This is a genomic window from Serratia sp. HMSC15F11, assembly GCF_001808215.1.
Lineage (GTDB): Bacteria > Pseudomonadota > Gammaproteobacteria > Enterobacterales > Enterobacteriaceae > Serratia > Serratia nevei.
The window spans coordinates 9,994-31,962 of record NZ_KV792397.1; the positions used below are offsets into that span (position 1 = coordinate 9,994).

The following is a 21,969-nucleotide window of genomic DNA, read 5'->3' on the forward strand; positions in this document are numbered from 1 at the left end:
AAAAACCCCCGCCGTTACGGCGGGTTTTTTGTTATTTGACCTTCGGCTCGTACGGCAGGCGCGAAAACCTGTGGGATTCCGCGCGGTAGTGCGCCACGCGCTCGCGAAAATAGTCGCGCAGCGCTTCCGGCTGCTCACGCTCCACCACTTCCGGGATCACCGGCATGTTGTAGCGCTCTTTGTACGCCACGCCTGAGGCGGCGAGATCCACGTTCACCCGGTCCATCTCTTCTTTAGACAGCTCGGCCAGATTGTAACCCACGCTATGCTCCTTACTTTACCGCTTTGAACCTGCGCAGAAGGTAATCCACCCGGCGGCGCTTGGCAAGCCCGTTGCGCCGCTGCCGTGGGCGATATTTGTCCGGGAGTAATGCAATCTATTTATTCTTTTAAATAAGAATGATTCGCTTTTTGATTAGAATAAAAGATGAAAATAATTATCATGTTAATTCTTAATGTAATTAAATTATTTTAATTTGTTGATATATATGGTTTTTATAATTAATGTGATTTGAGTGTAAATAAGGTGTTTTTATTTTTGCGGCAGCAGGGCATAATGCGCGAAAATTAAATTCATGACCTGCAAAATAAAAGGAATCATTATGCTGACGCAAGAAATGACTCAAAAGCTGAATGAGCAACTGAATCTGGAGTTCTACTCCGCCAACCTGTACCTGCAGATGAGCGCATGGTGCAGCGATAAAGGCTTTGAAGGCGCCGCCGCATTTCTTAAAGAGCACTCTCAGGAAGAGATGCAGCATATGCAACGTCTGTTCGACTACCTGAGCGACACCGGCTCTCTGCCGCTGCTGGGCAGCATCGCCGCACCGCCGGTGACGTTCGAATCGCTGGCGGACGTGTTCCAGCAGACCTACGAACACGAACAGCTGATCACCCGTCAGATCAACGAACTGGCGCACGCCGCCATGACCGCACATGATTACTCCACCTTCAACTTCCTGCAGTGGTACGTGGCGGAGCAGCACGAAGAAGAGAAACTGTTCAAATCCGTGCTGGATAAGCTGGCGCTGGTGGGCACCAGCGGCAAAGGCCTGTTCTTCATCGACAAAGATCTGAAGAAAATGGGCGCGATGGGCCAGGGCGGCAACGGCCAGGCTTAATTCGCACCAGAACATCGAAAAACCGCGCGCGGGCCGAGCCTGACGCGCGGTTTTTTTTACCCTGCGTTTATCGCGGTTATGCGGCGATACGTGCTGCCGGATCGCAAAATGCCAGTGATGCGCTCGACTTGCCGCAGCGTGGTCGTTATGATTTACCGCGATACGCTACAGGGATGGTAGAGTCAAAACAGCGGGTTAGCCGATACAACCCGTTTTTCTGTTTACCCGTGGCGCAATCATTTGCGGTGGGTTGGGGCCGCTGATACATCGCCTTGGCTGTGGCCTTAACCCTTATGACCCTCTTTATACTGTTAAGGGATACCACTGTGATCGGTAAAATTCGTTCCTCCTGTCGCCTGCTTTCCACCGTTTTCGTCCTGTTCGTCGGCCTGTCTTCGCAGCAAGCGCTGGCGCACGCCCACCTGAAAGTGCAAACGCCGAAGGCCGACGCCAGCGTCAGCCCGGCGCCGAAGGCGCTGACCCTCAGCTTCTCCGAAGGCATCGAGCCGAACTTCAGCGGCGTGAAAATCACCGGCCCGGACAACGCCGTGGTGAAAACCGGCAAGCTGCAGCTCGATCCGAACAACAACACCCAGGTCAACGTGCCGATCGAAGGCGAGCTGAGCGCGGGCAAATACAACGTCAGCTGGCATGTGGTTTCGGTCGACGGGCATAAAACCAAAGGCCAGTACAGCTTCACCGTAAACTGATCGTGAGTCTGGCGACCCTGTTCGTTCTGTGTCGCTTGGTGCACTTTGCGGCGGTGATGCTGATGTTCGGCATCAGCCTGTTCACCGCCTTATTGTCACCGCAGCGCCTCTCCCCGATCCTCTCCCGCGATGTGCGCCCGCTGCTGCTTGCCGGCACCTGGATTGCCGGGCTTTCCGCCGTGGCGCTGCTGGCCATTCAGGCCGGGCAAATGGGCGACGGTTGGGAAGACGCCTGGCGGCTGGAGGTCTGGTGGGCGGTGCTCGGCACCACCTTCGGCGAAGTGTGGCGCTGGCATCTGGGCCTGTCGCTGCTGGCGATCCTGAGCCTGCTGCTGCCGGAAAGGCCGCGCGCGCAGGCGTTGGCGCTGTGTTCGGCGCTGCTGCTGGTCAGCCTGGCGTTCATCGGCCACGCGGCGATGCACGAAGGCACGCTGGGCGCGCTGCACCGCGCCAACCATGCGGTGCACCTGCTGGCCGCCGGCTACTGGTTCGGCTGCCTGGCGCCGCTGCTGGTTTGCCTGCGTTACCTGCAGCCGCCGCAGTGGCGCAGCGACGCCATCACCACGCTGATCCGTTTCTCGCGCTGGGGGCACCTGGCGGTGGCGGCGGTGATCGTCACCGGCATCGTCAACAGCCTGATCATTCTCGGCGGTTGGCCGCTCAACCTCGGCTCGCCTTATCAGCGCCTGCTGCTGATCAAAACCGCGCTGGTGGCGCTGATGGTAATGGTGGCGCTGGCCAATCGCTATGCCATCGTGCCGGCAATGAGCCGCGTGCCGGCGCTGGCGCAGCGCGGCGTGGTGCTGGCCTGCTGGCTCGAAGTGGGGCTGGGGATGGCGGTGCTGCTGCTGGTCAGTTTATTTGCAACCTATGCGCCGGTTTGACATTTCGGCTTGCCGCAACCGGGCAAGCTGCGGGAAAATCAACGTGAATAGCAACCTTAAGGCCAATACATGAAATCGGTATTACTCGGCATTACGCTGCTGGCAACCGCGACCGGCGCGCTGGCGGCAGACAAACTGGTGAACATCACCAAACTGGAATACGGCAAACAGTGGGCGTTCACCAAGGAAGAAGTGACGCTGCAGTGCCGCAGCGGCGGCGCGCTGTTCGTGCTCAACAACAGCACTCTGATGCAATACCCGCTCAACGACGCAGCGGAGCAGCAGGTGAAGAAGGGCCATCAGCGCGCGCAACCGCTGGAGGTGCTCCTGCTGGACGACCCTGCCGAACCGGGGAAAAAAATGAGCCTGGCGCCGTTCATTGAACGCGCCGAGAAGCTGTGCGCTGACTAACCGCTTGTTTGCCAACGCCTTGCCCAGCGCGCGCGGATTGATGCGCCTTTGCCGCATAGTTATTTCGTCACGAAACTATCACGCGGCCGCCGGGCGGCTGGCAAAACTGGCGCGGTAGGCTACTCTTAAAGTGCACGGCTGAACAAGCCCTGCATTAAATGCCAACTTTTAGCGCACGGCTCTCTCCCAAGAGCCATTTCCCTAGACCGAATATAGGAATCGTATTCGGTCTTTTTTTGGGTTGTTGATTTTAAAGGGTTTATTTTCGTTTGTCCGAAAATGTCCGAAATATGTCCGAATTTTGATATTCGGTCTTTTACAGCATCACGTATTCCTTCCTCCTCGTTTTGAGATATTTCAGCGTCATCATTTCCGTTGTATGCCCCAGCAGCTTTTGAGCAAATGCCTTGTCGTTCTGCTTTTCGTACAGGCGGCCGGACAGGCTTCGGATCTCGTGGAACGTCGGCGGGCTTTCCTGAAATTCCAAACCTGATTCTTTCCGTGCGGCCACAAATTTTTTCGTTAACCCGTCCGGATGTAATGAGCCATCAGGCTGTTTTTGTGGATGCCAGCGCTAATCATAAAATCTGTTGTGTTAACCAACCGACAGCGGCCAATCATGGCGCCAAGGTGAACCCCCATACATTTCAGTTATAGGTCAAGGGGGGGGGGTAAAGCATAGCCCCCGTCTTGCCTTGTTCAGCCTGCAGGCGGCCGTCTACAACATGGCTGAAGCGCATCCGGATCAGATCTTCGCGGCATTGGCCGAAGATTGGGGCGAGATCCATCGTCAGGTAAAATCACGGTGGTAGCAGTATAGTCTCTGCGGCTTCCCTAATGCTTCACTCCAGACTTTCGAGCATTACGACAGTTTTCGCCGCGCGGGTATGATCTTTTTGAACTCCCGACGGTTCAACCCTGCGCGAGCCGAGATCTCATTCGCAAAAATGGACAACCTAGAATTTAACGATTTGTACCAGGCCGCGCTCAACGCGCTGTGGATCTTCATCTTAAACAAATCCTTCCTAACTATCGCCGAGGCATAAAACGCCGCGGCTCAGCTTCTCGATTATGTCGCATGAGTAAACTGACAGACGAGGCACGTGGCTGTGATTATGAAATCAGGATTCTCGGTATCTGTACAGCCGACCCTGAACCAGATGGTTTACACCCGAGTGACGCAGGATGCATCGTGATGGCCGCAAAAATACAGGCGTTTCTCGAGTCGATTTAACAAAGCATTGGAGCCGGGATGAATCCCGGCTACTTAAGTGTTTTAAAATTTAATTTCGTTCAATATGTTATTTTATTTATTTTTTCTAGTGGAATTTCCGATACTTTATCATCTCTTTCCGTAATGAAGATGCTATCACTTGTCCTAAGTAATAGTTCGGTATTAATTTCTTTTTTATCTTCAAGGTAAATCGTTACCCTAGTTCCTCCACCATACTTTATTTCCTTTAAGATAGTTCCATATACTTTGTCATTAAACAAAAATAATGGAGTGCTGATTAAATAAAATAAAGTTGTAAAAACACATGCTGCAGTTAGATATTTCTTATCAATTAGAGGTAGTGATGTGCATATAAAATAAGTAAATGAAACGCAAAATAAAAACAAGTGAATTGGGATTGGTATTTCCTTACTCACCGAAAAATAAGGAAGGATTGCAATGACAATGGATGAAATAAATGCAACCACAAGGGCGCCCGCAATGCCCATTGTCTTTTGTGAGGTGTTATATAACCAATGGATACTTTTCGGAGTTTTACTTTTCAATTGAAGTGAGTCAATAGTTTTCTTTTGAATTTTATTTACCCACTTATTTGATGATAGATTTATTTTCACTATAAAATAAAACATAATATATATGGTGGCACATAATAGCATGACCGAGAAACTTATTGATGCTATTGTGACCTTTAAGTATGGTGATCCCTCCGCAGGGATTCTAAATCCATTCGATAACGCATAGAAGTAAGTTGCATATTCGCTTAGAAAACCAATGTATCCCGATCCGCCAAGCGCGCTAACTATTCCGGCTAGAATTAATTTGATTGGTATTGAAAATCTCGAAGCGGTTTTAACTGTTTCTATATTCATTGGTATTCTAAGGGCCCATGATTAGATTTAATTAATTCAAGCGATATAAGATTAGCTCTTTGTTTCTTCGAAGCTGAATTTCTATATTAAAAAATTGCAGTGCAGCGCTTTTATAACAGAAACTTCAATTGAAGTACAAGTTATTTATGTGAAAAACCTATGAAGCTTGTGGTCGTTATATTCTGGATTAATCAATTAACCTTGTTCGTGTTGAAGGTGTGATATAAATGCTAGACCTCAATATTCAAATAGATCATTGGAAGCAATCGTATCGCTGACTATTTTTTGCATTTTTTTAATCAAATTTGAAAGGTCGAAAGCCAATGCTGCTTCTATAGCGAAGCCTTATGTTTTGAACGGTGTTTCCGAGACTAATGGACAGCGTTGATTGTGCCAGACCTACAACTAGCGTTGGCGTTCTTCATCTTCGCGGATGGCTAACATGATAGTGCTGTGATGGTCAGGCACGGGGAATCGGTCATTTTTTATCAGAAAGAAGATTTGAATACCAGAAATGCTTAAGCTGCCCATTGCAGCTCTCCGGGATGATCAGATATTAATTATAGTTGATAGGGGAAAGAGAACGGTTGATTTATTTTGATGACCGGTCAATGTTATTGGTTTTTTAGGGATGCGCCTGTGTTCGAATTTTTATCGAATCGATCCGAGGTTTTTAATAAGTATTTGAATGTTAAGGACGGTTAACGAAGGTTTTTGAGGTGTTTTTTTAAATGGGGTTTGTTTTATCTTGTTGAAATTAAATGAGTTGTCATACTGATTGCGGTTAAAGGAATCGTATTCGGTCTTTTTTTGTGTAATTGATTTATAAGTATTCTTTTCTGAAAAATCGAAATCACTCGAAATTTACTCGAATTTTGATATTCGGTCTTTTGCAGCATGACGTCCGCCTTCCCCCCTCGTGTTGAGATATTTCAACGTCATCGTTTCTGATGAATGCCCCAGCAGTTTTTGCGCAAAGTCTTTCCCTCTTGCCTTGGGCATATTGACCAATACTTTCAGAACGCGACCAGCAACACCACGTTAGCCCTAAACTACCCAGAGGCTGTAGCTGGCGCGCTAAGGTGTTTCGAGCCAGGGGGGATGTTGATACGTGCCACCAAGTGTATATGCCGTACAACTCGATGGTTGAACACAGGCGCTATGCATTCGGCGATCCGCTGGTGTTCTCTGCATGGAAGGCTTATTGATGAAGATGGCCGGCGCATGCCAGCCTAATACAACCATCGGCCCGCTTTTGCCGATTCAGCAAACATTCTGACGGTTAGAGGTTTTCTGGTCTTATTTACATCTGCTTTTTTATATTTAAACCAGCGCTCACGGAGGGACAAATTTTCCCATGGGTAATAGATAGACATATCGATGATAGAGACGTCAACGCCGAACTTTTTATCGTAGTCATTAATTGCATATGGCAGTTCATCACCTTCGGCGTAGTCTTGGAGTGGGGTATCCAATTCTAGGTGTTCGACTTTTCCTGCCCAAGATACTGGCGTGGAGAGTTCATCTCGGAAAAACGCCAAAACTTCCTCGTCAGTTACCATAATTTATCATTACCCCTTGCCATGCTGTTGTACCTGGTCACAGAACGAAATGCTATTTCTGTTATATCTTTGGCAATAATTATCCAACCAACGACGGGCACTGCGCGTCCGACAAATGTTCCCATCTTTCGCGTAAGGATGATCCGCATAGTGGATGGGGGATACCCACCTACTACAGATGGTAATTTCACATTGCCAGGGAACGTTTTTTTTCCGAATATCTTGCGAGCGCCTCGAGATGCATATGATGTATCTTTGATGTTCCCTCTAAATTTGCCACGTGTTTTTGAAACGTTTAAACCTGACACAACAGCAACAATAGCCCCCAAATCCTCGATACCTAACTGGTGCGCCGTCTCTTCACAGAAGACCATGAAGAGCATTTCACTGGCGCTTAGATTAGTACGGCCTGCATAAAAATAGGTTCCGCCTAACTCTTCAATTGTATCCACAACTTTTCCTTGTCAATTGGGATAGGTTAACATAACGGAGAGTGGGAGGGGGTTCAATGCTTGCCCTGTGCGGTTACTAGAACGAGGATCACACTTTTGGATCTGGCGAGAGATGTCATGGATAGTAGCGACGACCGGTTACCTATATTTGGCGGCAAAAACCAACCGAATTTTTCCCGAGCGGAATCGAGATTATTGATAACTATTTGAATCTAAAGGACGGTTAACGAAGTTGTTGGCGGTGGATTTTAATGTGGGTTGTTATGTAATTCATTGATATATATGTTTTTACTTTATTTTCGGCTAAGGGGATCTTATACGGTCATTTTTTGTGATTACTTTATAAGTATTTTTTCTTGGGTGTCGAAATTACTCGAAATTTGATATTCGGTCTTTTACAGCATTACTTACTCTTTCCCCTCGTGTTGAGATATTTCGGTGTCATCATTTCCGATGTATGCCCCAGCAACTTTTGAGCAAATGCCTTGTCGTTTTGCTTTTCATACAGGCGACCGGACAGGCTTCGGATCTCGAGGAATGTTGGCGGGCGTTCCTGAAATTCCAAACCTGATGCTTTCCGTGCGGCGACAAACTTTTTCGTTAATAACCCGTTGGGATGGATCGAACCATTCGGGCTGTTTTTCCTGATACCGGCGCTGATCATGAAATCTGTCGTGCTGACCAAGCGGCAGCGATCGATCACATCACCGGGATGCAAGCCAACGCACTTCAGTTCCAAATCGAAGGGGAGTGAAATTAGGTCGCCAGCCTTACGCTGCTATTCATGAATCATAGCCGTCACTCGTCGGTCTGATAACATCAATAACCTCGTAGCTTTTTGATGAGGGTGTCGCCGAGCCAGCAAATGATACAAAATATTGCTATTGTCGATAAAATGGCAACGACGCGCTGAGTTATCGTGTCGAAGCTAAAGAAAAAATAGATACACAATAGAAACCCAATTCCCCCGATTAACTGATAGAAAAATTCAAAGAAAAAAGAGAGTATGCGTATATGGATGCTGTCTTTTCTCATTTCATTTATCTCTGTGTTGTTCACTTCAATCCCTCGAAATTCTTATGGTTGTAACATAACGGACGTGGGGAGATGTTTCAATGCTTGGCCAATGTGGCCACCAGAGCGAAAATCGAACTTTTGGATCTGGCGCTGGTTTTTAATTCGCATCACCGGTTTTCTCATTGATGCCGATGATAAAAATGACAGCGTACCGTCATGAACTCTTTCCAGTAATGCATGAGTTTGGAGAATAAACGCGAACGAATAATGTCACTCCTGCGATACGAAGCAAGGTTCAATTCACCCGGCCAATTTGTTAGGATCGCGCAACCTAGATGACTATTGGTGCAGTACATTGAAAATTAAAGCGTTGTTATTTGTTGCGTTGGCCGCGCTGGCCGGCTGCAGCCAGGAGGGAACCTCGATGAATCAGCCCGCAAACGAGAAAGGCGGCCAAACGGAAGTGTTGCTGGTGAACAGCGCGCTGGTGGACTGCGTGGGCGTCGCCCCGATGAAGTGCATGCAGGTGCGCCGCTCCGCGCAGCAGCCGTGGGAGTTGTTCTATACCGGTATCGAGGGCTTCACTTTTGAACCCGGCTATCAGTATCGGCTGAAAGTGCGCGTCACTCCGGTGGAGAACGTACCGGCTGATGCCTCATCGCTGCGTTACACGCTGATTGAGCAGCTGGAAAAGAACAAGGCGTAATGGCTCTACCTTGTCACCACCAAATGGCGTTTCATTTGGTGGTGACGACTTCAGGAAAGTTTGTCTTTTTTCTTTCTTCTGGAGGATTCGAAAGTGGCGAAGGCATGTGCAAGAGCAAACCCCAACGCACAGTAGCGTAGAGGCCAATTTTCTTTGGCCCATGTTTCAGAGTCAGCAATAAACATCGCGTTGCCGTTGGCAAAAAGGGTAAATTGCCAGCAAAGGATTAAAAAGCATATCGTAACCAGAACGACATAACCCTTGGAACCCTGAGGCGGTCTGAAGCCGTATTTCACGGCCAGACAGGCTGCGGCAGCGAGAGTAGAAAGAATATAATATAAAGTCGGTTCCATTACTGTTCCTGGTGATTTTATCTTCCCTGGATTTCGACCAAAAAACAGCCACACCATAACGCAACGCCAGAAGCATGATCAACTTTTGCTGATTTGAAGAGGGAAGGCTTGAACGCGCTGAGGGTGCGAAGCGCGGCGCGTGAAGGTATCACGATGCGGAGTTGGGCAACCCTGATCCCTCGACTAAACTGGTCTGTTCACTGCGCTTGTTTTCGCACTTTCTTAAGTATATCGAGAAAATCAGGTATATTGTCCTTCGGTTTTTAGCTACCAAGAAAAAATTACTATGATTATCAAACCTAAAATTCGTGGTTTTATCTGCACCACCGCTCACCCGGCAGGCTGTGAAGCCAACGTCCGTGAGCAAATCGCCTACGTTAAGTCGCGCGGCGAACTGAAAAACGGGCCTAAAAAGGTGCTGGTCATTGGTGCATCCACCGGTTACGGTCTGGCCTCGCGCATCAATGCCGCTTTCGGCAGCGGTGCGGCCACCATCGGCGTATTTTTCGAGAAGCCTGGCAGCGAAGGCAAAACCGGTTCCGCCGGTTGGTACAACTCCGCCGGTTTTGACAAGGCAGCTAAAGAAGAAGGCCTGTACGCGAAAAGCATCAACGGCGACGCATTTTCCAATGAGTGCCGTCAGACCGTTATCGATCTGATCAAGAAAGACCTGGGTCAGGTTGACCTGGTGGTTTACTCGCTGGCTTCGCCGGTGCGTAAGATGCCGGAAACCGGCGAAGTGGTGCGTTCCGCACTGAAGCCGATCGGCGAGCCGTACAAATCCGTCGCGCTGGACACCAACAAAGACGTGCTGGTTGAGGCCGTGGTCGAGCCGGCCAACGAGCAAGAAATCGCCGACACCGTGAAGGTGATGGGCGGCCAGGACTGGCTGCTGTGGATGGACGCGCTGGACGAAGCGGGCGTGTTGGCGGATAACGCGCAGTCTGTCGCTTACTCCTACATCGGTACCGATCTGACCTGGCCAATCTATTGGCACGGTACGCTGGGCAAGGCGAAAGAAGATCTGGATCGCGCGGCGCACGCCATCAACCAGAAACTGCAGGCCAAAGGCGGCGCGGCTTACGTTGCGGTGCTCAAGTCGGTGGTGACGCAGGCTTCTTCCGCCATTCCGGTGATGCCGCTGTATATCTCCATCGTGTTCAAGATCATGAAGGAGCAGGGCATTCACGAAGGCTGCATCGAGCAGATCCAGCGTCTGTTCGCCACCAAGCTGTACAGCGGTGCGGCGCCGGATACCGACGAGAAACACCGTCTGCGCCTGGATGACTGGGAACTGCGCGACGCCGTGCAGGAAACCTGCCGTGAAATCTGGCAGCAGCTGAACGACAGCAACATCAACGAACTGACGGATTACCAGGGCTACAAGGCGGAATTCCTGCGCCTGTTCGGCTTCGGTCTGCAGGGCGTTGATTACGATGCCGATCTGAGCGGCGAAGCCAACTTCGACGTGATCGAACTGGTCTAAGCGCGTCGAGCGGTCAAACAAGGTCGGGTTAGCCCGGCCTTTTTTATTGTCCGCGCGTTGGCGACCACCGCCTGACTCATCAGTCCACTTGATCATTGACAGCAATAAATTATCGTTTTACGATAATTTATTGCTGTTGATTAAGGGATAGAAAATTATGGGCGCTGCGCCAAGGATCCATCTGCCGCTGTATGTGCGTTGTCTGTGTTTGCTCATTATGGCGATGCTGATCGTCAGCACCGGCGTTGAGATGTTCATCATCGTGCGGGACTGGCTGCAGGGCGTAGCCTATCGCGATATCGTCGCCTCTTACCGGGAATATTACCCGGAGCTGCTCGCCTACGCGATCCCGCAGCAACGCTGGGCGCTGTTCGCCACGCTGGTTATCGACATGCTCGGTTATTTGCCCTATTACAGCGCGCTGCTGTGCGGCGCCGGGCTGTTTTATCAATTCTTCCGCGGCAACGTGTGGCATCGCAACAATATGGTGCTGTTGCAGATCATTGGCATCTTGCTGATCGTCGATGTGTTGTTCCCGTCGTTAGCCGGTCTGCTGCAGGTAATGGTATTGACCGCCGATGAAAAAATGCTGTTTATCCTTTATTATGGCGTCAATAGCGAGTCGGTGCGCTCGCTGATCGTAGGCTGCGCAATCCTGGTATTTAGCCGGGTATTTCTGGAAGCGTTGCGGCTGAATGAAGAACAGCTTTCTTTCGTGTGAGAATAGAGTGGCAATAATCGTAAGTCTTGATGTCATGTTGGCCAAAAGGAAGATGCGTTCAAAGGAGCTGGCGGAGCAGGTGGGGATCACCGAGCAAAACCTGTCTCTGTTGAAAAACGGCAAGGTCAAGGGAGTCAGGCTGGAAACGCTGGACAAGATCTGCCGCATTCTCGACTGCCAGCCTGGCGATCTGCTGGCCTGGCAGCCGGACGGCGAAGAGTAAGATCCCAGCGCACTCGGAAGTGCGCTGAGCCTGCTGGCCCATTTCTGCGATTAGTGTTGTCTTATTGAACGATATTTGTTTGATTCAGGTTAATTAAAATAACGGGTGATTAACACTTGCGTATTCTTTTTGTCGCAGGCGATTGCATGCGCGAAAGTTATTAAACTAAATAAACTCGTTTTTCATTTACCGTCACTACCAATAGCGTTATTTTAAGGGAAATAGTATGACATGGCGTAATTCTCTTCTGGCATTGTGTCTTGTATTAAATGGATGCAGTGCCATTCACCCCACTGTTTCATCCTCATCCTCCTCCACTCACTGGGGGAATTGGGGGACACCGCAGCCCGCAACGCGAGAACAGAAACAGCGCATTATCGCCGGCGAATCCGCCGCTGCCGTGCTGAATGAAGGCCGGGTCGGTATCGGCGGTACGCTGGACTGGTCGAAAATAGGGGGGCGCTAACCGCCGCTCTTTATTCGGCGGGGCGGCAGACGTTATCTCCAAGATATTGTGGAACGGTTTATTATTAATTCGCTACTCTGTTTTTCCGATGCGTTATTTATCTTTAAACGATAAATCTCTGCTTGTTGAATATATATCAACATACCCAGACATCCTTACAGGAGTTTTCAATGGCAAAGCGTATTGTCGCCATATTGATAATGTCGTTGTTGAGTCTGCAAGCAAATGCGGCCCGTTACGATCGGCAATGCGAGGGAATTTCTCCCGTGCTGTTTCAGAAGAAATTGAAAGAGCTGGCTCATGGCCTGCGACAAGAGATGGCTGAGCCGACCCCGCCCACGGAGAATGAGGCCGAAACCTTGGCGCGTCTGGCGGAATGCGATGCCGAAAACGCGAAAGCGCCGGCGACGGGAGGGCAACATGCGCCCGATCCCGCGGAGCCTCAGGTGTCTTCACTCAACGGCTGTTGAACGGTTCTCTGCGTCGTTTTTCGCGGCGCGCCCCAGTCGGCTTATTCATGGAGCTTGTGTATTGAAACTACCTTCGTTAATCGCTGCGGCGCTGGCGCTGCTGGCCTCATTTTGCAGTCAGGCGTTCATCGATCGCCATTCCTCGCCCGGCGCCTCGACGGAAAGTCCCTCTGCGGCGGGGTGTCCGGCGCGGCTGGATGGCTTGTTACAGCATGTTTGGTTGGCTGAACAGATTCAGGCGGAGCGCGTGCAGCTGGCGCTGCTGCGTGCGGAGCGGGAAGCGTTGGAAATCCGGTTGCAAACGCAGGAAGCGGCGAGACCTTCCGCGCAGGGGCATCAGAGCGCCCGATCGGCCTGTGAGCAGGGTGCCGATATCGTCCGCTGCCTGTCGCTGCGTCTGCGGCGGACGTCTCTGACGGGGCCGCATCGGCCGTTTGTCGGCGTTTATTGCCGCGCCTGGCTGAATGGCCGGCCGCTGAATTGCTAAAGATGAGAACAGGTATTTGTCAGGAGTTTATCGATGAAAAGGCTAGTGTTGGCCGGCGCGGCCCTGTGTTGCGCCTGCTTTGCGCAGGCGCGGGTGGATTTGGAATACCACGCGGCGCCGCCGAAGGACAATAAAGTCCCCGAGGAGTACCAGAAAAAGCGCGACGCATTGCGTCACAAGGTGTGGAATGTCGATAATCTGACGCTGGCCAACGAGCAGGCGATTGCGCGCGAACAGCAGCGCGAGGCGGCAGAGAGCGCCAAGCGGCAGCAGCATCACCTGGAGCAGCAGCAGAAAAAGCAGCGCTGCCTGCGGAGACACTCGAAAGATCCTCACCGCGAGGCGAAGTGTTACATGCACAACTTCTAGCTTTCAACGTCCGGGCGCTTGCAGCGCCCGGCGTCGTTTATGCCGGGCGGCAATGCTCTTTCAGCATGGCGATCGCGTCCGGCTTCAGCTGATACAGATAGACCGGGCGGCCGGTGGCGCCGTACAAAATACGGGTGCCGAGAATGCCGCTCTCCGCCAGATAGATGAGGTACTTGCGGCAGGACACCCGCGAAATGCCGATGGCGTTGGCCAGGTTGTCGGTGGAGAATTCGCTGTCGTGCTGCTGTTCTATCCACTCGCAGACCGTGCTCAGGGTGATGCTGGTCAGGCCCTTCGGCAGCTTTTTGCTCTCCTGGCCGCCGGGCTGGCGGCGCAGCAGGCTGTCGACGTCGGCTTGCGAAAACTCGCGCTGCGCCAGAAGCTGTGACTGCTGCCGGTAGTGGCTCAGCGCCTCTTTGAAGCGGCTGAACTGGAACGGCTTGATCAGGTAATCCACCACGCCGTAGTGCAGCGCCTTTTGCACCGTGTTCACATCGCTGGCGGAAGAGATGATGATCACATCGGTCTTCTCGCCCAGTTCGCGCAGGCCGGGCAGCAGATCCAGCCCGTTCTCCTGCTGCATGTAGATATCCAGCAGCACCAGATCGATGCTGACGCTGGCGTCGGCCAGCAGGGCGCGCGCCTGGCTCAGAGTGGCGACCGTCGCCTGGCAGTGAAAACCGCTGACCTGGCTCAGGTAGTATTTGTTCAGCTCTGCCACCATCGGGTCGTCGTCGACAATCAGTACGTTAATCATGGGTTCTGCTCTTGGCCTGATAGGGAAGGTGCACGAAAAATTGGGTCAGCTCGCCCGGTTCAGATTCGAAATCGATGCTGCCCCCCAGTTTCTCCAGATGGCTGCGGATCAGCGCCAGGCCAATGCCGCGTCCCGTTCCCTTGGTAGAAAATCCGTGTTCGAAGATGCGCGCGCCGATCGCCGGATCGATGCCGGGGCCGTCGTCGCTGACGATACAGTGTAATTGATCGTCGTGGTGATGGAAGCTCAGGCCGATCTCGTGGCCCTCAACGCCGTCGATGGCGTCGATGGCGTTTTCGATCAGGTTGCCGAGCACGCTGATCAGCACATGGGTGGTTTCCGCATCGTCGGTTTCCGGCAGCAGGCTGGTTTCCTCGATGGTCAGCTCAACGCCGGCTTCGTGGGCGCGGCTGATCTTGCCGATGAAGAAGCCCGCCACTTCCGGCGAGTGAATCTTGCGCAGCAGCGCGCCGATCTCTTCCTGATAGTTGCTGGCGGTATTGATGATGTAGTTTTCCAACTGCTGGTAGGCCTTCATGTGCAGCATGCCGAGTATCACGTGCAGCTTGTTCATAAATTCGTGCGACTGCACCCGTAGCGCATCGGCGTAGTGCGCCATGCCGCTCAGGCGCTGCAGCAGGCGGCTGACCTCGGTCTTGTCGCGGAAGGTGGCGATGGCGCCGGTCACCTGGCCGTTGACGATCACCGGGACGGTATTGGTCAGCAGTTCGCTGCCGTTGAAGTTGATCTGCCGATCGCGCAGCGGTTTGCCGCTGCCCAGCACCTCCGCCAGATGCAGCTGCGCCGGCCAATGCTTGCTGGCGGCTTCCAGCAGCAGGTTTTCCACCGGGCCGCTTTGGCGCAGCAGGCGCTTGGCCTCGTCGTTGACGATGGTGATGCGGGATTCATTATCGACCGCGATCACGCCTTCTTTAATCGATTGCAGCATGGCGTTGCGCTGTTCGAACAGGTTGGAGATTTCGTAAGGCTCGAAACCCAACATGATGCGCTTGAGTGCGGAGACCAGGAAGAAGGTGCCCAGGCTGCCGACCAGCGCGGCGAAGGCGATGGTCCAATAGATGATCCAGCGGCTTTCCGCCACCACCCGCTGCACGGTATCCAGCGCGATGCCGAGCGCCACCACGCCGATTTGCTGTTTCTGCGCGTCATACACCGGCACGAACACCCGCAGCGCCGGGGCCAGCGTGCCGCGGTTGATGGCGCTGTTGACGTTGCCTTGCAGCGCGGGCGCCAGATCGTCGCCGATAAAATGCTTGCCGATCAGCCAGGGTTTGGGGTGCGAATAGCGGATGCCCTGCATATCCACCACCACCACGAACAGCAGCTCGTTTTGATGGCGCACCTGCTCGGCGAAGCGCTGAATGGCGCCGCTTTGGTCGCGCCGCTGCAGACCGTCAACCACCGTGCTGGAGAGCGCCAGCGTATTGGCGACGGCGATGGCTTTCTGCTGCAGCTGATCTTGCCCCTCGCGGCTCATCTGCACGAAAAACAGCGCGAACACCACCAGCAGCACCGAAGCGATGATGGCGGACACCATCAGCGTGATGGAGGTGCTCAGCTTGAGCGGCACCCGTTGTTTTGGCATGGCGGTTCTCCGAATGGCGATATCACGGCGTATTCTAGCGAGGAATGCGGCAAGCTGCAGTTACCGGCAGCAGGTTATAGCATGCTGCCGGGGAGCGGGGGGTTTATTTTAGTTACAAAAGCGGGTCACTGCTGGTGGTAGATCTCCAGCGCCTGTTGGCCGCTGGCACCCTGATGGATGATTGCCATCAACGCACGCACCACCTGCGACGGATTGCTGTGTTGATAGACGTTGCGGCCGTAAACCATGCCGGAGGCGCCCTGGGCCATCAGCGCGGCGGATTTCTCCAGCACCGGCCCCAGCTCCCCCTTGCCGCCGCCGCGCACCAGCGTCGGGCAGCGCGCCGCTTCCACCACGCGGTGGAAGTCTGCCACCCGTTCGGTCGGGTCGGCCTTGATGATGTCGGCGCCCAGCTCGCGCGCCAGCCGCACCAGCGGCACGATCTTCTCCACGTCGCCGAGCGAGCCGTAGGCGGCGCCCTGGCCGGCCGGGGACATCACCAGTGGTTCGATCATCAGCGGCATGGCGTATTGATCGCAGGCGTGGCGCAGGCGGCCGATGTTCTCCACGCACTGGCGGAAAATGCCGGGCTCATCCGGGATCATATACAGATTGACCACCACCGCGGCGGCGTCCATTTGCAGCGCCGCGAGGATCGGCGCCTCCGGGTTGTGCAGCACCGCCCACATTTCGCGGTGGCGCGCGGAGTTATAGGCGTTGCCGACGTCGGTGCGCATCACCAGCGCCGGTTTTTCGCGCTGCGGCGCGCGCTGCAGCAGATCCGCCTGGCCGTAGTTGACCTGAATGGCGTCAGGGCGCGCGGCGATCAGGTTGCCCATCACCCGTTCGATATCTTCCAGGCCGATCAAGAAATCCGGTTCGTTGGCGATGCCGTGATCGATCGCCACATCCAGGCACTTGCCGTTGTTGAACAGGCGGTTCATCCGCACCTTACTGCTGAGCTGCATGTCAGGTCCTCCTGAGATAGGGATATGTCCATTATTGCCGAGTAAGGATGGTCGGGAAACGCGGAAACCGCAAACTGCGTGGCCGCTCGCAGTTTTTGCCGGCGCACGAAAGGGGGACCTTTGCCGGCGGCTTTCATTTCATTTGTTAGATCCGTGTCATGTTTTTGTTAATAAGCCATTCCAAAATGCATGTTTCGCTTGTTTGGGTTAAAAAGTTTCAATAATCTAAATTATGAAATAAACATTTAAAAACGCGCTGAAGGTGCCGTTTTCTGTGCCAGGGGTTTATTTCAATTGATTGTTTTTAATCTGTATTGAGATCTTGATCACCATTTTCTCAACGGCCTTTATACGGCGATAACGCGGTAAATTCGCCTTATCAAAGGGATAACACCGACCGTATTGTTGTTTGAATGTAAAAAATATTTTTCATTAGCTGTCAACCAACAGACCTCTTCATTCTAACGATTAAAGGGTAACGAACATGAAGCTGAAGAAACTGATCGCCGCCTCGGTACTGATGTGCATGCTGCCGGCCAGCGTGTTGGCGAAAGACATCAAGATCGGCGTTTCCATGGCTTACTTCGATGACAACTTCCTCACCATTCTGCGCCAGTCGATGCAAAACAAAATGAAGGCCGACGGTAACGTCAGCGGCCAGTTCGAAGACGCCAAAGGTGACATCGCGCAGCAAATTCAACAAATCGAAAACTTCGTCAGCCAGGGCGTCGACGCCATCATCCTGAATCCGGTGGATACCCAGGGCGTCAAGCCGATGATTAAGCTGGCCGAGAAGGCCAAGATCCCGCTGGTGTTCGTCAACCGCAAGCCGGAAGTGGCGCTGCCGGCCGGCATGGCCTACGTCGGCTCCGACTCCAAGCTGGCCGGCAAGCTGCAGATGGAAGCGCTGGCCAAGTTGATGAACGGCAAGGGCAACGTAATGATCCTGATGGGTGAGCTGTCGAGTGAAGCCACGCGCGACCGCACTCGCGGCGTGGAAGAGGTGGCGGCCAACTATCCCGGCATCAAAATAGTCGACAAGCAAACCGCCAAGTTCTTCCGCAAAGAGGCGGTGGACGTTACCACCGACTGGATTTTGTCCGGCCAGCAGATCGACGCCATCGCCTCCAACAACGACGAAATGGCCATCGGCGCTATTTTGGCGCTGAAGCAGGCCAAGAAATCCGGCGTGCTGGTGGCCGGCGTTGACGGCACGCCGGACGCGCTGGAGTTCATCAAGAAGGGCGATCTGGCGTTGAGCGTGTTCCAGGACGCCAAAGGCCAGGGCGAAGGCGCGGTGCAGACCGCCGTTCAGCTGGTGAAAGGCGAGAAAGTGGAGAGCAACGTGCTGATCCCTTACCAGCTGATCACCCAGGCCAATTACCAGCAATTCGCCGATAAAAACAAGAAATAAGCCTTGAAGCCCGCCGCGGGCGCCGGTGTGGGGCGAGCGCGGCGGAAAACGTGGGTCAGTGCGGAGGTAAGCGGTATGTACCCTTATGTTCTTGAGGCCGAAGGCATCAGCAAGCAGTTCCCCGGCGTCAAAGCGCTGGATAAGGTCTCGATTAAAATCAAACCCGGCAGCGTGCACGCGCTGATGGGGGAAAACGGCGCGGGTAAATCGACGCTGATGAAATGCCTGATCGGCATCTACCATCCGGACGAAGGCTCGATCAAAATCAAAGGTCGGCCGGTCACCTTCAGCGACACGCTGCAGGCGCTGCATTCGGGCATTTCCATGATCCACCAGGAGCTGAACCTGGTGCCCTACATGACGGTGGCGGAAAACATCTGGCTGGGGCGCGAGCCGGCGCGGCTGGGGTTCGTCAACCACGAACAGCTGAACGAACAGACCCGCGAACTGCTGGCGCGGCTGAACATCAAACTGCAGCCGGAAACGCTGGTGGGCGAGCTGAGCATCGCCAACCAACAGATGGTGGAGATCGCCAAGGCGGTATCCTACAACGCCGATGTGCTGATCATGGACGAACCGACCTCGGCGCTGACCGAAGGCGAAGTGGTGCACCTGTTTGCCATCATTCGCGAACTGCGCGAGCAGGGCAAAGGCATCATCTATATCAGCCACAAGATGGATGAGATCTTCGCCATCACCGACGAAGTGAGCATCTTCCGCGACGGCACCTTCATCGCCTGCGACAAAACCGCAAACCTGACCAAACAGTCGCTGATCACCATGATGGTGGGGCGCGAACTGACGCAGATGTTCCCCAAATTCAACAACAATATCGGCGAGGAAGTGCTGCGGGTGGCGGGGCTGCGCCGCAGCGGCTGGTTCCATGACGTGTCGTTCAGCGTCAAGCGCGGCGAGATCCTCGGCGTCGCCGGGCTGGTGGGCGCCGGGCGCAGCGAAGTGATGGAGAGCCTGTTCGGCATGCACCCGGCGGACGGCGGCGAGATCTTTATCGAAGGCCAGGCGGTGAAAGTGGATTCCCCGGCGAAGGCGATCGAGAGCGGGCTGGCGTTCCTCACCGAAGACCGCAAAAAATCCGGCCTGTTTCTGGTGCTGTCGGTGGTCGAGAACATGAGCATCGTCAACCTGTCGGAATACATCGGCAAGAACGGTTTCGTCAGCCACGTGCAGATGGCCAAAGATTGCATGGATCAGATTAAAAAGCTCAACATCAAAACGCCGACCATGGATCAGATCATCAATAACCTCAGCGGCGGCAACCAGCAGAAGGTATTGATCGCGCGCTGGCTGCTGGCGCAGCCGAAAATCCTGATCCTCGACGAACCGACGCGCGGCATCGACGTGGGGGCGAAAGCGGAAATCTACCGCCTGATCAGCGAGCTGGCCAACCGCGGCGTCGCCATCATTCTGGTCTCTTCCGAGCTGCCGGAGATCCTCGGCATGAGCGATCGGGTAATGGTGATGCACGGCGGCCGCATCACCGGCATTTTGGACAAAGACGACGCGGACCAGGAGAAGATCCTGGCGCTGGCCTCAGAATAACGAAGGGTGAACATCATGAGTAACGTAAAGATTGAGAAGCCGCTCTCCGCCGATTCAACGGGCAAGGGAACGCTGTTCTCCGGGCTGAGCGGCAAAATGCCGAAGGATACCGGCATCTTCATCGTGATGATCGGCATCGCGCTGATCTTCGAAATCCTCGGCTGGTACCTGCGCGATCAGTCGTTCCTGCTGAATCCGAACCGCCTGCTGCTGATCGTGCTGCAGGTGGCGATCATCGGCATCATCGCGGTGGGCGTCACCCAGGTGATCATCACCACCGGCATCGATCTCTCCTCCGGATCGCTGATTGCGCTGACCGCGGTGGTGGCGGCCAGCCTGGCGCAGACCTCGGACAGCATCTCGCCGATGTATCCGGGGTTGCTCGATCTGCCGGCGGCGATCCCGATCGGCGCGGGGATCGGGGTGGGCATCGTCTGCGGCTTTATCAACGGCTTCCTGATCACCCGCACCGGTATTCCGCCGTTCATCGCCACGCTGGGGATGATGGTGTCGGCGCGCGGCCTGGCGCAGTACTACACCAAGGGCAACCCGGTCAGCTTCCTGTCGGACGGCTTCACGTCAATCGGCCAGGGCGCGATGCCGGTGATCATCTTCCTGGTGATTGCGGTGATCTTCCATATCGCACTCAAGCACACCCGCTACGGCAAATACATCTACGCCATCGGCGGCAACATGACCTCGGCGCGGGTCTCCGGCATCAACGTCAATAAGTACCTGGTGACGGTTTACACCATCGCCGGCGGCCTGGCGGGGTTGGCGGGCGTGGTGCTGGCGGCGCGCGTCAGCAGCGGCCAGTCGAGCATGGGGATGTCCTACGAGCTGGACGCCATCGCCGCGGCGGTGATCGGCGGCAGCAGCCTGATGGGCGGCGTAGGGCGCATCACCGGCACGCTGATCGGCGCGGTGATCCTCGGCCTGATCAAAAGCGGCTTCACCTTTATCGGCGTCGATTCTTACATTCAGGACATCATCAAAGGCGTGATTATCGTTGCCGCCGTGTCGATCGACATGCGGCGCAACCGTAAAAAACACTGATTGCCGTGAATTGCCGCCGGCGCCAGGGTTGGCCGGCGGCGTTTTTTTACCGGGGGACACATCATGAATTACCTGAAAGGGCTGTGGCTGGCGGTGGCGCTGTGCGCGTCTACCCCGGCATGGGCGCAAACCATCGGCGTGTCGATGGCCTATTTCGACCAGAACTTCCTCACCATCATCCGCCAGGTGATCGACAAGGAGGCCAAGGCGCGCGGCATCACCGTGCAGTTTGAGGACGCGCGCGGCGACGTCGGCCGCCAGACCGATCAGGTGCAGAGCTTTATCAGCGCCGGGGTGGACGCGATTATCGTCGATCCGGTCAACTCGGCCAGCACGCCAGTGATGACCAAAATGGTCCAGGCCGCCGGCGTGCCGCTGGTGTACGTGAACCGAACGCCGGGCGACGCCAAACTGCCCCAGGGCGTGGTGTTCGTCGGCTCCGACGAGCGGGAATCCGGCACGCTGCAGATGGAAGAGCTGGCGCGGCTGGCCGGCTATCAGGGCAACGTGGCGGTGATGATCGGCAACCTGACCGATGCCGGCGCGCTGCAGCGCACCAAAGACGTGGAGCAGGTGGTGAGCAAGTACCCGAAAATGAAGGTGGTGCAGAAGCAGAGTGCCAACTATTCACGCAGTGAAGGCATGGATCTGATGATGAACTGGCTGACCAACGGCGAAGCGATCGACATCGTCGCCGCCAACAACGACGAGATGGCGATCGGCGCAATCATGGCGCTGCAGCAGGCGGGCAAGGCGGACAAGAACGTGCTGATCGGCGGCGTCGACGCCACGCCGGACGGCCTCAAGGCGCTGGCCTCCGGCAAGATGCAGGTCACGGTGTTCCAGGACGCGGTCGGGCAGGGCAAAACCTCGGTCGATGTGGCGCAGCGCATGATCAACGGTGAAAAGCTCGAGCCGTATTACTGGATCCCGTTCGAGCTGGTGACGCCGGCCACGATGCAGAAGTATGCGGCCAGGCCGTGAGTTAACCGTCAGATTCGCGTTGCCGGGGCGCTGCTTACAGCGCCTTTTTTATGGTTCATCGCGCTTTAGCGTGAACCAATAGA

25 protein-coding genes and 1 pseudogene are annotated in these 21,969 nt (G+C 54.2%); 16 read left to right on the forward strand and 10 right to left on the reverse strand.

Annotation, left to right across the window (positions count from 1 at the left end; genetic code table 11):
• Nucleotides 1-31: 31 nt before the first annotated feature.
• Nucleotides 32-262: a DNA polymerase III subunit theta gene (locus HMPREF3138_RS03580; RefSeq protein WP_033638067.1), complete on the reverse strand. Its 231-nt coding sequence runs from the start codon at nucleotides 260-262 to the stop codon at nucleotides 32-34.
• 340 nt (nucleotides 263-602) lie between these two features.
• On the opposite strand from HMPREF3138_RS03580, the gene ftnA reads away from it, so the two are divergent.
• The 4 genes from ftnA to HMPREF3138_RS03600 all read left to right on the forward strand — a co-directional run bounded on the left by ftnA (nucleotide 603) and on the right by HMPREF3138_RS03600 (nucleotide 3,126).
• Nucleotides 603-1,121, forward strand: a complete 519-nt coding sequence (gene ftnA / locus HMPREF3138_RS03585; protein WP_038875847.1) for a non-heme ferritin — start codon at nucleotides 603-605, stop codon at nucleotides 1,119-1,121.
• Nucleotides 1,122-1,414: 293 nt separating this feature from the next.
• Complete coding sequence (gene yobA / locus HMPREF3138_RS03590; protein WP_047727770.1) at nucleotides 1,415-1,831, forward strand: CopC domain-containing protein YobA; 417 nt, start codon at nucleotides 1,415-1,417, stop codon at nucleotides 1,829-1,831.
• Between the two features lie 2 nt (nucleotides 1,832-1,833).
• Nucleotides 1,834-2,715 carry a copper homeostasis membrane protein CopD gene (gene copD, locus HMPREF3138_RS03595; RefSeq protein WP_038875842.1) on the forward strand — a complete coding sequence of 294 codons (882 nt, stop codon included), beginning with the start codon at nucleotides 1,834-1,836 and terminating at the stop codon, nucleotides 2,713-2,715.
• A gap of 69 nt (nucleotides 2,716-2,784) precedes the next feature.
• The gene (locus HMPREF3138_RS03600) at nucleotides 2,785-3,126 is read left to right on the forward strand and encodes a YebY family protein (RefSeq protein ID WP_025302452.1); all 342 of its coding nucleotides are present in this window, start codon (nucleotides 2,785-2,787) and stop codon (nucleotides 3,124-3,126) included.
• A 316-nt stretch (nucleotides 3,127-3,442) separates the two neighbouring features.
• On the opposite strand, the gene HMPREF3138_RS26950 is transcribed toward HMPREF3138_RS03600, so the two are convergent.
• Nucleotides 3,443-3,637: a tyrosine-type recombinase/integrase gene (locus HMPREF3138_RS26950; protein ID WP_230122566.1), complete on the reverse strand. Its 195-nt coding sequence runs from the start codon at nucleotides 3,635-3,637 to the stop codon at nucleotides 3,443-3,445.
• Between the two features lie 436 nt (nucleotides 3,638-4,073).
• Between HMPREF3138_RS26950 and HMPREF3138_RS25070 the strand changes: the two genes are divergently transcribed.
• Nucleotides 4,074-4,172, forward strand: coding sequence for a DUF1367 family protein (locus HMPREF3138_RS25070; protein WP_230122671.1), 99 nt, complete (start codon nucleotides 4,074-4,076; stop codon nucleotides 4,170-4,172).
• 247 nt (nucleotides 4,173-4,419) lie between these two features.
• On the opposite strand, the gene HMPREF3138_RS26100 is transcribed toward HMPREF3138_RS25070, so the two are convergent.
• The 4 genes and pseudogenes from HMPREF3138_RS26100 to HMPREF3138_RS03620 form a co-directional block, all read right to left on the reverse strand.
• Nucleotides 4,420-5,229: a hypothetical protein gene (locus HMPREF3138_RS26100; RefSeq protein ID WP_139145117.1), complete on the reverse strand. Its 810-nt coding sequence runs from the start codon at nucleotides 5,227-5,229 to the stop codon at nucleotides 4,420-4,422.
• A gap of 1,232 nt (nucleotides 5,230-6,461) precedes the next feature.
• Complete coding sequence (locus HMPREF3138_RS03615; protein WP_038875697.1) at nucleotides 6,462-6,791, reverse strand: DUF1493 family protein; 330 nt, start codon at nucleotides 6,789-6,791, stop codon at nucleotides 6,462-6,464.
• A complete protein-coding gene (locus HMPREF3138_RS25075; protein ID WP_048233442.1) occupies nucleotides 6,785-7,243 on the reverse strand; it encodes an STM2901 family protein in 459 nt (152 codons plus the stop codon). The genes HMPREF3138_RS03615 and HMPREF3138_RS25075 overlap by 7 nt, the downstream gene beginning before the upstream one ends.
• Nucleotides 7,244-7,646: 403 nt before the next feature.
• A pseudogene (locus HMPREF3138_RS03620) lies at nucleotides 7,647-8,021 on the reverse strand (tyrosine-type recombinase/integrase); the annotation flags it as partial.
• A 594-nt stretch (nucleotides 8,022-8,615) separates the two neighbouring features.
• Here HMPREF3138_RS03620 and HMPREF3138_RS03630 point away from each other — a divergent pair.
• On the forward strand, nucleotides 8,616-8,966 hold the full coding sequence (locus HMPREF3138_RS03630; protein ID WP_033638116.1) for a DUF4377 domain-containing protein: 351 nt from the start codon (nucleotides 8,616-8,618) through the stop codon (nucleotides 8,964-8,966).
• A 50-nt stretch (nucleotides 8,967-9,016) separates the two neighbouring features.
• On the opposite strand, the gene HMPREF3138_RS03635 is transcribed toward HMPREF3138_RS03630, so the two are convergent.
• Nucleotides 9,017-9,319, reverse strand: coding sequence for a hypothetical protein (locus HMPREF3138_RS03635; RefSeq protein ID WP_038875692.1), 303 nt, complete (start codon nucleotides 9,317-9,319; stop codon nucleotides 9,017-9,019).
• 286 nt (nucleotides 9,320-9,605) lie between these two features.
• Between HMPREF3138_RS03635 and fabV the strand changes: the two genes are divergently transcribed.
• The 6 genes from fabV (at nucleotide 9,606) to HMPREF3138_RS03665 (ending at nucleotide 13,541) form a co-directional block, all read left to right on the forward strand.
• A complete protein-coding gene (gene fabV / locus HMPREF3138_RS03640; RefSeq protein WP_038875689.1) occupies nucleotides 9,606-10,805 on the forward strand; it encodes an enoyl-ACP reductase FabV in 1,200 nt (399 codons plus the stop codon).
• A gap of 157 nt (nucleotides 10,806-10,962) precedes the next feature.
• The gene (locus HMPREF3138_RS03645) at nucleotides 10,963-11,526 is read left to right on the forward strand and encodes a DUF2975 domain-containing protein (protein WP_033642723.1); all 564 of its coding nucleotides are present in this window, start codon (nucleotides 10,963-10,965) and stop codon (nucleotides 11,524-11,526) included.
• Nucleotides 11,527-11,533: 7 nt separating this feature from the next.
• Nucleotides 11,534-11,749 carry a helix-turn-helix domain-containing protein gene (locus HMPREF3138_RS03650; RefSeq protein ID WP_025302459.1) on the forward strand — a complete coding sequence of 72 codons (216 nt, stop codon included), beginning with the start codon at nucleotides 11,534-11,536 and terminating at the stop codon, nucleotides 11,747-11,749.
• A 636-nt stretch (nucleotides 11,750-12,385) separates the two neighbouring features.
• Nucleotides 12,386-12,685 (forward strand): hypothetical protein, encoded by a 300-nt coding sequence (locus tag HMPREF3138_RS03655; RefSeq protein ID WP_038875685.1) that lies wholly within the window; start codon nucleotides 12,386-12,388, stop codon nucleotides 12,683-12,685.
• Nucleotides 12,686-12,746: 61 nt separating this feature from the next.
• On the forward strand, nucleotides 12,747-13,172 hold the full coding sequence (locus tag HMPREF3138_RS03660) for a hypothetical protein (protein ID WP_049193395.1): 426 nt from the start codon (nucleotides 12,747-12,749) through the stop codon (nucleotides 13,170-13,172).
• A gap of 33 nt (nucleotides 13,173-13,205) precedes the next feature.
• Nucleotides 13,206-13,541, forward strand: coding sequence for a hypothetical protein (locus tag HMPREF3138_RS03665; RefSeq protein WP_038875682.1), 336 nt, complete (start codon nucleotides 13,206-13,208; stop codon nucleotides 13,539-13,541).
• A 37-nt stretch (nucleotides 13,542-13,578) separates the two neighbouring features.
• Here the strand turns inward: HMPREF3138_RS03665 and dcuR are convergent, their stop codons facing one another.
• From dcuR to HMPREF3138_RS03680, 3 genes are all read right to left on the reverse strand, one after another.
• Nucleotides 13,579-14,298, reverse strand: a complete 720-nt coding sequence (dcuR, locus tag HMPREF3138_RS03670) for a two-component system response regulator DcuR (protein WP_038875679.1) — start codon at nucleotides 14,296-14,298, stop codon at nucleotides 13,579-13,581.
• On the reverse strand, nucleotides 14,291-15,904 hold the full coding sequence (locus HMPREF3138_RS03675; protein WP_038875676.1) for a sensor histidine kinase: 1,614 nt from the start codon (nucleotides 15,902-15,904) through the stop codon (nucleotides 14,291-14,293). The genes dcuR and HMPREF3138_RS03675 overlap by 8 nt, the downstream gene beginning before the upstream one ends.
• A gap of 125 nt (nucleotides 15,905-16,029) precedes the next feature.
• Nucleotides 16,030-16,872, reverse strand: a complete 843-nt coding sequence (locus HMPREF3138_RS03680; protein ID WP_038875674.1) for a class I fructose-bisphosphate aldolase — start codon at nucleotides 16,870-16,872, stop codon at nucleotides 16,030-16,032.
• Between the two features lie 484 nt (nucleotides 16,873-17,356).
• On the opposite strand from HMPREF3138_RS03680, the gene HMPREF3138_RS03685 reads away from it, so the two are divergent.
• From HMPREF3138_RS03685 to HMPREF3138_RS03700, 4 genes are all read left to right on the forward strand, one after another.
• Complete coding sequence (locus tag HMPREF3138_RS03685; protein ID WP_033642730.1) at nucleotides 17,357-18,286, forward strand: sugar ABC transporter substrate-binding protein; 930 nt, start codon at nucleotides 17,357-17,359, stop codon at nucleotides 18,284-18,286.
• Between the two features lie 75 nt (nucleotides 18,287-18,361).
• Entirely contained in the window at nucleotides 18,362-19,846 is a 1,485-nt protein-coding gene (locus tag HMPREF3138_RS03690) for a sugar ABC transporter ATP-binding protein (RefSeq protein ID WP_038875672.1), read from the forward strand.
• Between the two features lie 15 nt (nucleotides 19,847-19,861).
• Nucleotides 19,862-20,902, forward strand: coding sequence for an ABC transporter permease (locus tag HMPREF3138_RS03695; protein WP_038875862.1), 1,041 nt, complete (start codon nucleotides 19,862-19,864; stop codon nucleotides 20,900-20,902).
• 63 nt (nucleotides 20,903-20,965) lie between these two features.
• Nucleotides 20,966-21,886, forward strand: a complete 921-nt coding sequence (locus HMPREF3138_RS03700; protein ID WP_038875670.1) for a sugar ABC transporter substrate-binding protein — start codon at nucleotides 20,966-20,968, stop codon at nucleotides 21,884-21,886.
• Nucleotides 21,887-21,969: the final 83 nt, after the last annotated feature.